Origin of the sequence: Sulfitobacter guttiformis, assembly GCF_003610455.1 — a bacterium.
Lineage (GTDB): Bacteria > Pseudomonadota > Alphaproteobacteria > Rhodobacterales > Rhodobacteraceae > Sulfitobacter > Sulfitobacter guttiformis.
Window position 1 is genome coordinate 2,191,050 of record NZ_RAQK01000001.1, and the last position, 14,876, is coordinate 2,205,925.

At 55.6% G+C, this 14,876-nt stretch carries 11 protein-coding genes; 6 read left to right on the forward strand and 5 right to left on the reverse strand.

The window, feature by feature from the left end:
• Nucleotides 1-320 precede the first annotated feature (320 nt).
• Nucleotides 321-1,931 carry a class I adenylate-forming enzyme family protein gene (locus tag C8N30_RS10730; RefSeq protein ID WP_025060974.1) on the forward strand — a complete coding sequence of 537 codons (1,611 nt, stop codon included), beginning with the start codon at nt 321-323 and terminating at the stop codon, nt 1,929-1,931.
• Here the strand turns inward: C8N30_RS10730 and C8N30_RS10735 are convergent.
• The gene (locus tag C8N30_RS10735; RefSeq protein ID WP_025060975.1) at nt 1,912-2,541 is read right to left on the reverse strand and encodes a TetR/AcrR family transcriptional regulator; all 630 of its coding nucleotides are present in this window, start codon (nt 2,539-2,541) and stop codon (nt 1,912-1,914) included. The genes C8N30_RS10730 and C8N30_RS10735 overlap by 20 nt on opposite strands.
• Nucleotides 2,542-2,850: 309 nt before the next feature.
• On the opposite strand from C8N30_RS10735, the gene C8N30_RS10740 reads away from it, so the two are divergent.
• The 3 genes from C8N30_RS10740 (at nt 2,851) to C8N30_RS10750 (ending at nt 5,938) form a co-directional block, all read left to right on the forward strand.
• The gene (locus tag C8N30_RS10740; RefSeq protein WP_025060976.1) at nt 2,851-4,008 is read left to right on the forward strand and encodes a C4-dicarboxylate TRAP transporter substrate-binding protein; all 1,158 of its coding nucleotides are present in this window, start codon (nt 2,851-2,853) and stop codon (nt 4,006-4,008) included.
• A gap of 75 nt (nt 4,009-4,083) precedes the next feature.
• Nucleotides 4,084-4,635: a TRAP transporter small permease gene (locus C8N30_RS10745; protein WP_025060977.1), complete on the forward strand. Its 552-nt coding sequence runs from the start codon at nt 4,084-4,086 to the stop codon at nt 4,633-4,635.
• Nucleotides 4,628-5,938, forward strand: a complete 1,311-nt coding sequence (locus tag C8N30_RS10750; protein ID WP_025060978.1) for a TRAP transporter large permease — start codon at nt 4,628-4,630, stop codon at nt 5,936-5,938. The genes C8N30_RS10745 and C8N30_RS10750 overlap by 8 nt, the downstream gene beginning before the upstream one ends.
• 137 nt (nt 5,939-6,075) lie before the next feature.
• Here the strand turns inward: C8N30_RS10750 and C8N30_RS10755 are convergent, their stop codons facing one another.
• From C8N30_RS10755 to C8N30_RS10770, 4 genes are all read right to left on the reverse strand, one after another.
• A complete protein-coding gene (locus C8N30_RS10755; RefSeq protein ID WP_025060979.1) occupies nt 6,076-9,183 on the reverse strand; it encodes an efflux RND transporter permease subunit in 3,108 nt (1,035 codons plus the stop codon).
• An 18-nt stretch (nt 9,184-9,201) separates the two neighbouring features.
• Nucleotides 9,202-10,410, reverse strand: a complete 1,209-nt coding sequence (locus tag C8N30_RS10760; RefSeq protein WP_025060980.1) for an efflux RND transporter periplasmic adaptor subunit — start codon at nt 10,408-10,410, stop codon at nt 9,202-9,204.
• 78 nt (nt 10,411-10,488) lie between these two features.
• On the reverse strand, nt 10,489-11,757 hold the full coding sequence (locus tag C8N30_RS10765; RefSeq protein ID WP_025060981.1) for a multidrug effflux MFS transporter: 1,269 nt from the start codon (nt 11,755-11,757) through the stop codon (nt 10,489-10,491).
• Nucleotides 11,754-12,218, reverse strand: a complete 465-nt coding sequence (locus tag C8N30_RS10770; protein ID WP_025060982.1) for a MarR family winged helix-turn-helix transcriptional regulator — start codon at nt 12,216-12,218, stop codon at nt 11,754-11,756. Before C8N30_RS10770 ends, C8N30_RS10765 begins: the two co-directional genes overlap by 4 nt.
• 360 nt (nt 12,219-12,578) lie before the next feature.
• On the opposite strand from C8N30_RS10770, the gene C8N30_RS10775 reads away from it, so the two are divergent.
• Together C8N30_RS10775 and C8N30_RS10780 are read left to right on the forward strand one after the other, a co-directional pair.
• The gene (locus C8N30_RS10775) at nt 12,579-13,541 is read left to right on the forward strand and encodes a 2-hydroxyacid dehydrogenase (protein WP_025060983.1); all 963 of its coding nucleotides are present in this window, start codon (nt 12,579-12,581) and stop codon (nt 13,539-13,541) included.
• 173 nt (nt 13,542-13,714) lie between these two features.
• A complete protein-coding gene (locus C8N30_RS10780; protein WP_025060984.1) occupies nt 13,715-14,854 on the forward strand; it encodes a TRAP transporter substrate-binding protein in 1,140 nt (379 codons plus the stop codon).
• Nucleotides 14,855-14,876: the final 22 nt, after the last annotated feature.

The following is a 14,876-nucleotide window of genomic DNA, read 5'->3' on the forward strand; positions in this document are numbered from 1 at the left end:
CCACTTCTGACAAATGTTAGTGATCAACAAGCATAGGAATTGCATCGGTAGGCGTTCATCATGATGTCGTTCATATTGTCCCGAATAAATGCACCCTCTTCTTTTGGGCATTTGCCGCCAGAGCGACGATAGGAACATTTGCGCAAGGACCAGCAGCTGACCGGATCGTACGGGCTGCTATTCTGCCGTCCATGACTGCCATGCCGATGGCAAGTAGGACGCGACGGATATTTCAGCAGAGGTGGCTGCTCTCATATTGAGTGTTGAACTCCCGCGCTCATGGTTGCAACTGTGTGCGAATTGAGCTGGGAGGATCGTTCATGCAAAATTGGGCCGCGACGGTAACAGATTTAATATCTGTGGAGACACATTTTGGCAGGACGGGCATCAAGTGCTTTTCGAACCGGCCTTCAGACCTCAATGCGATGGTCCAGAAGACCGTTGCCCAAAATCCGGATGGAGAGGCCCTCGTGTGTGATGATCTCCGCCTGACCTATAGGCAGCTTGACGATCAGGTCGGCGCAGTGGCCGCAGGTCTTGCCGGTCTTGGCGTTGCCAAGGGGGATCGTGTGGCATTGCTGCTGGCGAACGGACCCGAGTTTTTGATCGTATTACTCGCCAGCCTTCGCGCAGGTGCCATTGCAGTTCCGATAAATGTGCGCGAACAGACCCCTGAATTGAAGCAAATCCTAAATGACTGCGGTGCGACGGTTCTGGTCCATGATGCCGATATCGCCGAAAAATTGCCCGCAGCAGGGGACTTGGCGGCTGTGCAGCACAGGTTGAGCGTTGGCGGTTCGGCGGTAGGTTCGCAGCCATACGAGACGCTTTTGGCGGCGGATGGTTCGGGCGCTTCTGTCGCCGTTAATGAGGACGAGACGGCGGTTATCCTCTATACATCGGGAACAACAGGGCAGCCGAAGGGCGCGATGTTGACCCATCTCAATATTATACACTCTGCGATGCATTTCGAGCTTTGCATGGAGTTGGGGGCGGGTGAGCGCTCGTTGCTGGCGGTACCCGCCTCTCATGTGACCGGGCTGGTCGCTACGCTGTTTACGATGCTGCGCACGGGGGGGTGCAGCGTGATTATGCGCGCTTTCAAAGCCGAAGAGTTTCTGGCCCTCGCAGCGCGTGAAAAGGTCACGCAGACGCTTATGGTTCCGGCGATGTACAACTTGTTCCTGTTGCGCTGTGTCGTTGCTGACCACGACCTTTCCCACTGGCGTGTCGGCGGTTACGGCGGCGCCCCCATGGCAGAATCCACCATCCGAGAGCTTACAGAAAAGCTGCCAAATCTGGTACTTGTTAACGCCTACGGCTCGACAGAGCTAACCTCGCCCGCGACCATCCTGCCGCTTGGTTTCGGGGCACAAAGGTCCGATAGCGTTGGCATCGCGGTGCCATGCGCCGAGATCCGGATCATCAATGCACAGGGGCAGGATGCAGAACCGGACGCGCATGGCGAGATCTGGATCAAAGGCCCGATGGTCGTGCCCGGTTACTGGAATAATACCGAAAAGACAGCGCAGGAGTTCGAAGACGGCTTTTGGAAAAGTGGCGATATAGGATCACGCGATGCCGAGGGCTTTGTGCGTCTTCATGACCGTAGCAAGGACATGATCATTCGCGGCGGGTACAATATTTACAGCGCCGAAATTGAAAACGCACTGACGGCCCATGCCTCCGTAATCGAATGTGCAGCCATCGGGCAGCCTGACCCCGTGCTCGGAGAAAAACTGCATGTATTCGTCCACAGCAATGATCAGGCACTGGATACCGCCATGGTAAAAGCGCATTGCTCGGCGCATCTGGCAGACTACAAAACGCCTGATTTTGTGACGTTTAGTGCTGATCCGCTCCCGCGCAACGCGAACGGCAAAATCATCAAGAAAACATTGCGCGATATGATCAAGCCAACAGACCGGTAATCGCCGTTTCGGCGAGTGTATCGGCGATCTGAAGCTGGTCTGCGTGATTTTGCTCGGGGCGAACGCGGTACCAGTCAACCAAAGAATTGAGTGCGCCCATGATGGCGCGCCCTGCGATGGCGACATCCGGCATCGACAGGGTGCCGTCCTCGATGCCCTGTTGAAGCACTGCGCGGTACAGGTCCTCGTATTCGTTGCGTCGGGCGATAAGTGCATTTAACACGTCACGGTCCGCGCCTTGGGCGCCGTGCAGATAGCTGTTTACACCCTGACGAATGCTGCGCTGGAACGGGAGTGTTTCCATCATAACCCGTCCATGCGCCTTGGCCATTGCCAGCAGTTTCTGGTCCGCAGGCATGGGCTGGCTCACGATTGGCAGGACCGCGTCAAAACAAAACTGCATGGCTTGGCGATAGACGGCAAAGAATATCTCGTCCTTGGATGCAAAGTGGTGGTAAACGCGTCCCTTGGTCGATCCCAGTTCTCGTGCCATGTGGTCGATCGTGGCTTTTTCCAAGCCATATTTCATGAAGCAAACTGCAGCGGCCTCGATAATTTCTTGCTGACTCTCCAGCTTCCGCTTGGTCAATTTCAGTTCTTTTTCAATCATCCGGCATTCCGTTTTATGGTCGAAATCTATGCGATTTTTCAGACTGGTGTCGATGTTACGGCAATTTTGTTTGCCACTGTGCAGACTTTAATAAACGAATGGCAAGAGGATCTTGGTTGATGCGCCTTGACACTCCCAGCAACACGTCCATGAATAAACATACCAGAGGGAATGTTTTTGCCGAAGTGATTTTGGGAGAGGCCTGGCCAGCGGAGCAGAGGTAAATACCCTGTGACCCGTTGATCCGGTAAGTGTACCAGCGCGACGACATCACCATTCGCCCTTCGTAAACGCCCGGGAGGAGCACATATGATTTATACAAAACCAACTCACGCAATCGCTGCGGTCGCAATGGGCATGATGTCCAGCATCGCTGCACCTGCGATGGCAGAAAGCCTGAACTTTGCCTATGGCTACCCTGAAAATTCCGCAATCGGCATTGGTGTCGCGGACTACAAAAAAGCAGTTGAAGAGCGTTCGGCAGGATCGCTTTCGGTTACAGGGTTCCCGATGTCTTTGTTGAGCCTGTCCGAAACCAGCCCAGGCGTACGCGACGGTCTGGCCGATGTCGGTTTTGTTCTGACGCCGTATCTGCCTGCGGAATACAGCACCAACCTGTTCTTGCACGAACTGAACTTGTTGATCACTTTGGCTGAAAACCCGACGGGCAAAGAGCCTTTGGCCTATACCGGCGCAATGCTGGAATACACATTTAACAATTGCCCTGAATGCATGACCGAATACAAAGCCCAGAATCAGGTTTACACAGGCGGCGGCGTTACACCGCTTTACAACCTGCTGTGCAAGGATGTTCAGATCACATCAGTAGCGGATCTGGCCGGTAAGCGTTTGCGTGCGGGTGGTGCTGGATTTGTACGCTTCGCCGAGAAATTTGGCGCGCAGGGCGTGCGTCTTCCTGTGAACGAAGTGTATGAAGGCCTTGATCAAGGCATCCTTGATTGCGCGATGAACAGCGCACCCGAGCTGACCAACTATAACCTGCACGAAGTCGTAACAGACATCACGCTGGCCGTTCCAGGCGGCGCGTTTGCAGGGGTTTCCTCCGCCAACATCAACGCAGATCGCTGGAAATCGCTGACCAATGAACAGCGTGAGGCACTGCTTTGGGGCGGCGCACAGATGACAGCAAGCACCACATGGGGTTTCTACAGTGACGATTCCGTTGCGATCCAGAACGCTAAAGACAAGGGCATCAACATCCTGCAGCCCGATGCCGAGCTGGCAGCCGCGGTAAAGGATTTCGCCCGTGAAGATCTCGCGGTCGTTTCTGACCTTTTCCGCGATACCTACGGCGTTGAGCGTGCAAACGAGATTACGGCTGAGTTTCAGCCGATCCTCGAAAAGTGGTATGGTCTGGTTACTGACATCGAGTCAAAAGAGCAGCTGACACAGCTCTATTGGGACGAGGTTATCTCCAAAGTCGATCCAGCGACTTACGCTCAGTAAAAAAATCCATCGGCAGGGGCACCTTTCTTTGGGGTGCCCCTTTTCAATTTTACTCACAGTAATGAGGGATTTCTTATGAAACCCATTGGCAAGGTGATCTCAGGGATCAATGCCGGTGCGTCTGGTATCGCGGGTATATTGGTGTTGCTGATGGTGGCGCATGTATCGGCTGACGTAACGATGCGCTTTGTGTTTGAGCAGCCACTTGATGCGACCATCCTTTATGTCTCGGCATTCTATATGGTGGCGATTGCATTTTTGCCCCTCGGATTGGTTGAGCAAAAAGACAGCAATATCGCCGTAGAACTTTTGGTTGAACGCTTTCCCGCGCGCGTTCAGACGGTGCTTTTGTTTATTGCAACATTGATCACTGCTGTTGTTGCGGCGGCTGTTGCCATCCGCACGGGCCAAGAAGCGTTGTCGAAATATGCGACTGGTGCCTATTCGATCGAGGCTGGCGGGAAAATCCTGACATGGCCTACATACTTCTATCTGCCGCTCGGTTTCGGGATGATGGCGATTGTGTCGTCTTGGAAGTTGATCGCGATGGCAACCGGCAAGGATAGCGGCCTGAGCCTTATGACCGTCGAAGACCCTTATCTGTCGAAAGAAGAGCCTAATGTCTGATATTCAAGTTGCCGGCCTTTTTATCGGCGCGCTATTCTTTCTGATCCTGATGCGCGTCCCGATTGGCGTATCGCTCATTGCGGTATCCTTCGGGGGCCTTTGGTCCATGTTTAATTGGAACATCGCATGGGGATCTCTGGGCATTGTTCCTTATAACTTTGCCAACAGTTGGGTGCTCAGCTCGATCCCTGCATTTCTGATGATGGGGTTTATTTGCTACCACACGCGACTTACGCAGGGCTTGTTCAGCGCTGCACAGGTATGGCTTTCGGGTTTGCCCGGCGGTTTGGCGATTGCATCGGTTTTTGGCTGCGCGGGTTTCGCAGCGGTGACCGGGTCGTCCGTGGCATGTTCTGCCGCTATGGGTAAAATTGCCGTTCCTGAAATGATGCGCAACCGCTACAGCGCTGAATTGGCCACCGGAACGGTTGCTGCTGCTGGTACAATCGGTGCGCTTATACCGCCGTCTATCCTGATGATCCTTTACGGTATCATCTCGAGGCAGTCTGTCAGTCAGTTGTTTTTGGGCGGCCTTGTTGTAGGTGTTATTACGCTGGCCGCTTATGTCCTTTTAATTATTGTGCGCGTGAAGCTGAACCCCAACCTTGCGCCACCGGTCGAAGGTAACAGAGCCACCCGCGCAGAAAAGTTCAGGGCATTGGGGCAGACCTGGCCTGTATTGCTGATCGTTATCGGGGTGTTTGCAGGTCTTTTTGGTGGCGCATTCACACCCACTGAAGCAGGCGCAATCGGGGCGCTGCTGTCGATGATGGTCGCAGCTTTGTACCGGACATTGACGTTCAAGGCAGTAAGAATGGCACTGGTAGAGACAATCACAACCACAGCAGCACTGCTGATCATCGCCGTCGGTGCAAGCCTGCTCACCCGATTTCTGGCGCTGTCGGGTATTGGTGATGCGCTGTCCTCATCGATATTGGCTTTTGGTGTTTCGCCTATGTTGATTATGCTGGGTGTGGTCCTTGTCTATCTGGTGCTTGGCATGATGTTGGAGCCGGTGGGCGCCATGCTTCTTACACTGCCGATCGTTATGCCGCTGGTGGAAGAGACGGGATATAGCTTGCTGTGGTTCGGTGTCGTGCTGGTAAAGTTGCTCGAGATCGGGATGATTACGCCACCGATGGGTATGAACGTGTTCGTCATCAAGGGCGTGGTGGGTAATACCGCGTCGCTCACGACGATCTTTCGTGGTGTGTTCTGGTTCGTCGTTGTCGATCTGTTGATTGTCGCGCTGCTGATCGCTTTCCCAGCGATCGTCCTGTTCTTGCCAAACTGGGTGGGTTAGGGCGCGGAACGTACAGTCCCGATTTTAAAATCGGTACTGTAGACCCTGCAACCAAACAAAAAAGGCACCGCGACAGAGTCGCGGTGCCTTTTTTGTTTAGGCCTCAAGAATCATCTGCTCGGAAGCTGGGCGAGATCTCAGGCACCCTTGTCGCTTTTACTTCTGGTCAAGCGTGCAATCATTACAAAAAAGAACGGCACGAACAGGACGCCCAACAAGGTTGCGGCGATAGTACCTGAAAGGACACCACTGCCAATTGTGGTGCGACCACCCGATCCCGCACCACTGCTGAGGACCAGCGGCAGAACACCCAAGGAGAACGCCATCGAGGTCATAATGATCGGGCGGAAGCGCTGCCTTGCGGCATCAAGCGCTGCGTTGACAATGCTTTCACCCTCCGTGCGGCGATCACGGGCAAATTCCACGATGAGAATTGCATTTTTACCCGTGAGACCAATCACCGTTAACAGGCCAACCTGAAAGAACACACCATTCTCGAAGCCGCCCAGATAGGCTCCGGTAAGGGCTCCAAGTATCCCGATTGGCATAGCCAGCATGACGGCAAACGGAATTGACCAACTTTCATAGAGCGCGGCCAGAGACAGGAAAATGGCAGCGAGCGATAGCGCATAAAGCAATGGGGCCTGATTGCCCGACTGCTCTTCTTCCAGCGACAGGCCGGTGGGGGCGATTGCAAACCCGGGCGGTAGCGCCTCGGCAAGTCGTTTTAGCTCCGCCAATCCCTCGCCGGTGCTGGTGCCGGCTGCGGGGGAGCCTTGCATTTGCATGGCAGGCACACCGTTATAGCGGTTCACGCCTTGCGGTCCAAAGGTCCATTCTGCCGTAGTGAAATTCGAGAAAGGTACCAGCCCGCCGCTTGCATTACGCACGCGCCATTTTTGCAGGTCGGAGGGCAGGGCGCGCGCCTCGGCTTCGCCTTGCACGTACACCCGCTTGATCCGGCCTTCGTCGATAAAGTCGTTCACATAACGGCCCGCCCAGGCAATGGTAAGCAGGTTACCGACATCGGTTGCGGTCACCCCCATCGCGCCCGCACGCCGCCAGTCGATATCCAGATTGAACTGCGCCGCGTCTTCCAGCCCACTGGGACGAAGCGAGGCGATAAGCGGGCTTTGCGCCGCAGCCCCCAAAAGCTGGTTGCGCGCATCCAGCAGCTGCTCGTGTGTCTGGCCGCCTCGCGCCTGAAGGTAGAAATCAAAGCCCGAAACGTTGCCAAGCTCGATCACGGAAGGGGGGACGACGGGGAAAACCTGTGCATCCTTGATCTGGCTGAAGGCACCAAAGGCCCGACCGGCAAGCGCCTGCGCGCTCAGATCCGGCGTGGTGCGTTCCTTCCAGTCTTTGAGGCGCACGAACACGATGCCGAGGTTTTGACCCTGTCCGGCGAAACTGAACCCACCTACACCGAACACCGATTGCACAACATCGCCTTCCTGTTCGAGGTAGTAATCCTCGACCTGCTTGATGACATCCAAGGTGCGTTCGGCGGTGGCGCCAGTCGGTGCTTGTACCAAGGTAAAAAGGATGCCCTGATCTTCGTCAGGTAGGAACCCTTGGGGAGTGCGCAGGAACAGCGCGCCCATCGCTGCGATGATCGCCAGATAAAAAAATCCGCTTACGAAAGGATGACGTACAATCCCACCGACGAGGCCGGTATACCCGTTGGTCAGTTTGGAAAATCCGCTGTTGAACCATTTGAACGGCCCGCGCTTTGGCGCATGATCGCGGGACTTCAGCAGCGTCGCACAAAGTGCGGGCGTAAGGGTAAGGGCCACGACAACCGATAATGTCATGGCTGAAATAATCGTTACCGCGAATTGTTTGTAAATCACACCCGTCGAGCCGGGAAAGAAGGCGACCGGCACAAAAACAGCTGACAGAACAACCGCGATACCCACAAGCGCGCCGGTAATCTGGTCCATAGATTTGCGCGTTGCCTCGACCGGCCCAAGGCCTTCCTGTTCCATGATCCGTTCGACATTTTCAACGACAACAATGGCATCATCCACCAGCAATCCGATTGCCAGCACCATCGCAAGCATCGTCAGCGTATTGATCGAAAACCCCAACAGGGCCATCACGCCGAAGGTCCCCAGCAGTACCACCGGCACCGCCAATGTCGGGATCAGGGTCGCACGGAAGTTTTGCAGGAAAACATACATAACGATGAAAACGAGAATGATCGCTTCGACAAGCGTTTTGATTACTTCCTCGATTGAGATGGTCACGAAGGGTGTTGTATCGAAAGGGACAACAAAGGTGACCCCCTCCGGGAAAAACTGCGAAAGTTCCTTCATCCGCGCTTCGACTGCATTTGCGGTGTCCAGCGCGTTGGCGCCCGGTGCGAGGCTGAGCGCCATACCTGCAGAAGGATTGCGGTTGTAGCGCGATTGGGTGGCATAGCTTTCGGCGCCGATTTCAACGCGCGCAACGTCATTGACGAGAACCAGACCACCGTCGGTTTCAGCGCGCAGTACGATCTGCCGGAAATCTTCGGGCGTACGCAACAAGGACTGTGCCGTGATTGTCGCCGACAGTTGTTGGTCGTCAACCGAAGGCCGCGAGCCGAATGCGCCTGCCGAAATTTGTGCGTTCTCTGCCGAGACAGCGGCGACCACGTCCGAAGGCGTCAATTCAAACGCGGCGAGCTTTGCAGGATCGAGCCAAATGCGCATGGCATATTGCGCGCCGAAAACTTGTACGTTGCCCACTCCTTCGACGCGGCTAAGCTCATTTACAAGGTTCGTGGCCATGTAGTCGCCCAAATCTGTCTCGTCGAGCCTGCCATCTTCCGAGATAAGTGCGATCACCATCAAAAAGCCCGACGACGACTTTCTAACTGTAACCCCTTGGCGTTGGACAGTCTCGGGCAGCAGGGCAGTCGCTTGTGCCAGCTTGTTTTGCACCTGTACCTGCGCAATGTCGGGGTCTGTGCCTGTCTCGAATGTCAGCGTGACACTTGCACTGCCTGACGAGGTGGAGCTGGAAGAAATATAGCGCAGACCGTCTAGCCCGGTCATCTGCTGCTCGATCACCTGCGTAACAGTGTTGGCGACGGTGTCGGCGGAAGCACCCGGATAGACGGCATTTACCGAAACCGTCGGCGGTGCGATCTGCGGATACTGCGCCACGGGAAGTGACAGAATGGACAGCACGCCGATCCCCATGATGAAGATCGAAATGACCCACGCAAAGATGGGTCGGTCAATAAAAAAGCGGGCCATTGGTGTTCCGGTTCTGGATTATTCGGTTTTTGTTTCAGACGGCTGTGCGGAGGTCTCCGCAGGCGCAGTCTGGTCGTCCGTGGATGCAGGTGCCTCCGCTTCGGGGGCCGCTTCGTCTTGTGGTGTGACGGTCGCGCCAGGGCTGGCTTTTTGCAGCCCGACTGTCACGATACGATCACCCGCAACCAAACCCTCGCTCACTGCCCAGTCACTACCCATGTCCTGCAGGACAGTCAGTTCGCGGGATTCGACAACATCATTGGCACCTACGACCATTGCAATAGGTTGGCCGCGGCGGTTCCGGCTCACGGCCTCTTGAGGGATTAGAAATACATTTTCGACTGTTCGCGTTGGCATCTCGACCTGAACATACATGCCGGGCAACAGCAGCTTGTCTGGATTATCGAATGACATTCGCAGCACGACAACGCCGGTCTGCTCGTCCACATCCGGTTCCGCCGCGGTAAGTTGGCCCGTCTGATTGTAGAGGCTACCGTCGGCGAGTGTCAGTGTAACCTGCTGTGTGCTATCGCCCATTCGCTCACCCAGATTGCCGCGCCGCCAAGCGATAATCTCTGCGGCTGATTGCGTAACATCGACATAGACGGTTTCGATATTCCGGATTACTGCCATCGGTGTTGCCTGACTGGCGGTGACCAATGCGCCCTTACTGGTAAGCGACCGACCGATTTCACCTGAAAGGCGCGCTGTGATCTTGGTGCGGTCCAGCTCGATCTGGGTTGCGTTGCGCTGTGCTTGCGCGGCCTGAAGTCCAGCCAATGCCGTGTCACGCGCAGCAATCGCAAGATCAAGCGCCGCCGTACTTGCGACGTTGCGCGAAGCAAGCTCCTGCTGACGGGTCTCGTCTTTTTGCGCGGCATTCAGTTGCGCCTGCGCTTGTGCGACTGATGCATCTGCTTGCGCCAGTGCCGCTTCATAACTTGCGGGATCAATCTGGTACAGCACGTCGCCTGCTGCCACGGTCCCACCTTCCTGAAACAGACGTTCAGTGACGATGCCTGCAACCTGAGGACGTACCTCAGCGGTAGCAGAGGCAACAACGCGACCGGGCAGAGTTGTTGTAAGTGTAACGTCCTGCGGCTGAAGCGTCATTACAGTGACGGCAGGCGGCGGGCGCCCTTGTTGTTGCGCGGCGGCAGGAAACGCACTGCAAGTCAGAGCTAAGCAAACCAAAGCCGAATGCCGAAGAAGGGTGGTAATGTGCATGGTATACTGGTTCCATTAAGCAATGTGGATCACGCAAAGACGCGTAAGACAGCGTGTTTCTGCCGGAAGAGAATTAATTCAAAGGTCAGGCCCGGTCGTTGGCGGATTTTGCGGCAGTTTCTGGCACGCATCTGTCTGGAGGGCCGCTGCCGTTATTGCCACGGCTATAGCAGTCCGGCGATAGAGTATGAAGGAAATACATGCCCCTGCCCCCATGAGCGGGATCAGCAATGCCATCGCCAGTACTGCGTCCCCCATCAGTGCCCCCAGTGTTCCCACCAAAAGGCCTGATCCCATCTGAATGAAGCCCAGCATCGCTGCCGCTGCTCCCGCCTCGCGCCCGAAAGGGGCAAGTGCCGCTGTCGACATTGCCGGCATTACAAACGCGATACCGCACGAATATATGGCCACTGGAAGCATCACACTGAAAAATGTGGGCTGCGAAACCAGCAGAGTCAGAATGCCCAGACTGCCCAACAGAATAAGGGCAAGGCCGGCAGGTACAAGGCGCAGCGCATTGAACCGGTTCATCAGGCTACGCACGACCAGCGATGCAGCAAGAAAGCTGCCCGACTGTGCCAGCATGGCAACGCCGAATTGCTGCGGACTGAGGCCGACGGTATCAATCAGAATGAAAGGCAGGAATGTCGCCTGCGCATAGATTGCACCCAAGGCACCACCAATGACGCCTGCGGCAGTCAAAAACTGGCGGTTTCCCAGAAGCATCCGGTAGCTGCGGCCCAAAGCACGAAGGTTGAGACGCGACACGTCGCGGACCACCGTTTCCTTGAGATAAAAATAGATGACTGCGATTGAACCCATGCCGATGAGGGCCATCAGAATAAACAGCGATCGCCACCCAAAGAAAAGCAGCAGCAAACTGCCAAGTGTTGGCGCAAGTGCAGGTCCCAACGCAAGGATAATCCCGATCAGGTTCATGATCCTTGAAGACCGTTCGTCTGTGAAAAGATCCCGCACGAGGGCGCGTGAAATCGCAACCCCCACAGAGGCGCCGATCCCCTGCACAAATCGCGCCAGTATCAAGACCTCAACCGTTTGCGCGAAAATCGCCAGTATACTTGCGGCGCAATAAAGCGCCAGAAACGCGATGGTGACCGGCCTGCGGCCAAGCGCGTCGGAAAGCGGCCCTGCGATCAACTGCGCGAACGCAAAGCCGCCAAAATAAAGCGTCAGCGTGAGTTTGATCACTGATTCTGTTGAGCCGAATGCGCGTACCAGCTCTGTCATAGCGGGCGTGTACAATGCCATGGAAACGGGCCCAATCGCCACCAACATCGCGCCGATCATACTGACGCGCCGTTCGGTCATGAGGGGCGGCATGGTCATTTGGCATCCCCTTGGTCACAGCTTTGGGTGTTTAGGTTGTCACACAGTTTGTGGCAAACCGATTTGAACACTTCGAAGGCTTCTGAATCGACCCCTTCAAATGCCACGCCCTTTGCTCGTTTACCGGCAAGCTGAATTTGCTCGATAACAGGTCCAGCGGCTTCGGTGAGCGTTACAATCTTGGCACGCCTGTCATCCGGATCGGGGTTGCGCTCAATCAATCCGGAATTCTCCAGTTTGTCGAGAAACACTGTCACGCTCATCGCTGTTACGCCCAATCGTTCTGCCAGATGATGCTGTCGTAATGCACCGCAAACCGACATATGCGCCAACACACGCGCCTCACCGGCCGTTACACCAATCATCGACAGCTCGATTTCGCGCTCGAAGGCCGCGCGCATTAACCGTGCTGTTGTGCTTATGAGAAAGCCGGGACTGTCGGTGTCGATCTTGGGGTCCATGATTGCCTTCAATATACTAAGTTTAGCTTATTATGTGTGGGATATATTGTCGGTTTGGCGAAAGTCAATGCAGCGATGCTTGAGAGGCCTTCGATTGATATCCGGTACCGATGCATGCAAGTTCCGCGTCTAACATTTGACGGGTTCAGTGCCATATTTCTCAAGGCGTTGGCATGCATTCTACTGCATGCAGTAACGGCTTGTATTCAGACCACTGGATCGAAAGAAATCGTGCGGATAGTACCTGCAAGAGCTTGTCACCAATGGCGAAGCTGGCATCTTAGTGGTTAGGGATGACGGGCACATTCGCTTTGGCCACCCAACGCAAACAATCATCCGAAGTTTCGCAAGGAGATAACAATGTCCAAACCCAAACTACTGATCGCACGCCGACTGAGACCCATCGTCGAGCAAAGGGCCGCACGTGACTATGACGTTGTTCTCAATCCTGAAGACAGGGTGTTTTCCAGCGCCGAACTGATTGCTGCATGTAGTGAGGTTGATGCGGTTTTGCCCTGCCATTCAGAGCATTTCAGTGCCGACGTTCTGAATGCGATTGGTCCCCGCCTCAAGATCATCGCCAACCACTCGGTCGGGACAGATCATGTCGACCTTGTTGCTGCCAAGGCGGCAGGCGTGGTGGTGACCAATACGCCCGATGTCCTGTCCGATGCCACGGCTGAGATTGCAATTCTTTGCATGCTGGGCGCTGCGCGGCGCGGGGCCGAAGGCGATGCGATGGTTCGGTCCGGCCAATGGACGTTCTGGTCCCCGGATTTCATGGTCGGGCGGCAGGTCACCGCCAAGCGGTTCGGCGTTCTGGGCATGGGACGGGTAGGGCAGGTTACGGCGCAGCGTGCGCGCGGTTTCGGCATGGAAATCCATTACCACAACCGCAGCCGCCTTCCTGCGAATCTTGAGAATGGAGCGATCTTCCACGACTCGCTTGAGAGCCTGCTTGCGTCATCGGACGTACTGAGCCTGCATTGTCCTGTCACGGCAGATAACAAAGGTATCATCAATGCACGCACGCTCGCGCTGTTGCCTGATCGGGCGATTGTCGTGAACACAGCACGTGGTGCGCTGATTGACGAGGATGCATTGGTTGAGGCGCTCACCTCAGGCAAGCTTTTTGCTGCTGGTCTTGATGTGTTCCAGACCGAACCAGTCGGTAATCCGGCGCTCGCGGCATTGCCGAACGTTTTTTTGCTGCCGCACATCGGCTCCGCAACAGAGGAGACGCGTGATGCGATGGGGATGCGCGCGCTGGACAATCTGGACGCATTCTTTGCTGGCAAAGCCCCGGTTGACCGAGTTGCGTGAGACAGGCGCACGTGTCTGATTTCGGCCTTTGGTAAGTTTTTCTAACCAAGCCTTGCTTTTTAGCTACCGCCATCTAAAATCGTTATTGGCTGGCGGCGAAGAAATGTTCACAAAGAGCGTTAACAATAAAGCCTGCGTCACAGTCAGCGACTTCACCGTCTGGGAGGACACCAATGACCGATACACCTAAAACAGCGTCGCTTTCGCGTCGCAAGTTCCTGCGCACGGGCGCGATCGGCGGAACCGCCGTTGCCGCGACCGCACTTTCCGCCCCTGCTGTTCTGGCTCAGGCGCCGATCGTGATGAAAATGCAGACTTCCTGGCCCGCATCCGACATCTGGATGGATATGGCACGCGAATACACAGCCCGCGTCGAAGCGATGGCAGGTGGTCGCCTGACGATTGACCTTCTTCCTGCTGGTGCGGTTGTTGGCGCGTTTCAGGTGATGGATGCCGTACATGACGGCGTTATTGATGCGGCGCATACCGTGCCTGTGTACTGGTACGGCAAGTCGAAAGCGGCGTCTTTCTTTGGCACCGGGCCGGTTTTTGGCGGCTCTGCCTCGACCATGCTGGCGTGGTTCTATCAGGGCGGTGGCGCAGAGCTGTACCGTGAATTGACGCAAGATGTGCTCGGGCTCAACGTTATTGGTCTGATGGGTATGCCGATGCCGGCGCAGCCGTTCGGCTGGTTCAAGTCGGAAGTCAACACCGTGGCCGATCTTCAGGGCTTCAAGTACCGCACAGTGGGTCTTGCGGCTGATCTGTTGCAGAGCATGGGTATGTCCGTGGCCCAGCTGCCCGGCGGCGAGATTGTTCCGGCGATGGAGCGCGGCGTGATTGACGCGTTCGAGTTCAACAACCCATCGTCCGACCGCCGCTTTGGTGCGCAGGATGTTGCCAAGAACTACTATCTGTCGTCCTATCATCAGGCGTCTGAGTCTTTCGAGTTCCTGTTCAACCGAGACTTCATGGAAGACCTGCCAGAAGACCTTCAGGCCATTCTGCGTCACGGCGTCGAAGCGTCGGCCACTTCCAACCTTGCACTTGCAATGAAGGAATACTCCAAGGACCTGTCAGAGCTTCAGTCAGATGCCGGCGTGACTGTTCACCGGACGTCCAAAGAGATCCTTGCCGGACAGCTGGAAGCATGGGACACACTGATTGCAGATCTGGAAACCGATCCGTTCAACAAGAAAGTAATGGATAGCCAGCGTGCATGGAGCGAGCAGGTTGCCTACTACGAACTGATGAACGCACCCGATCTCGGTCTGGCGTTCGAGCACTATTTCCCGGGCAAGCTTAAGCTCTAAAAAGCCGGAAGGCGCGGATCCT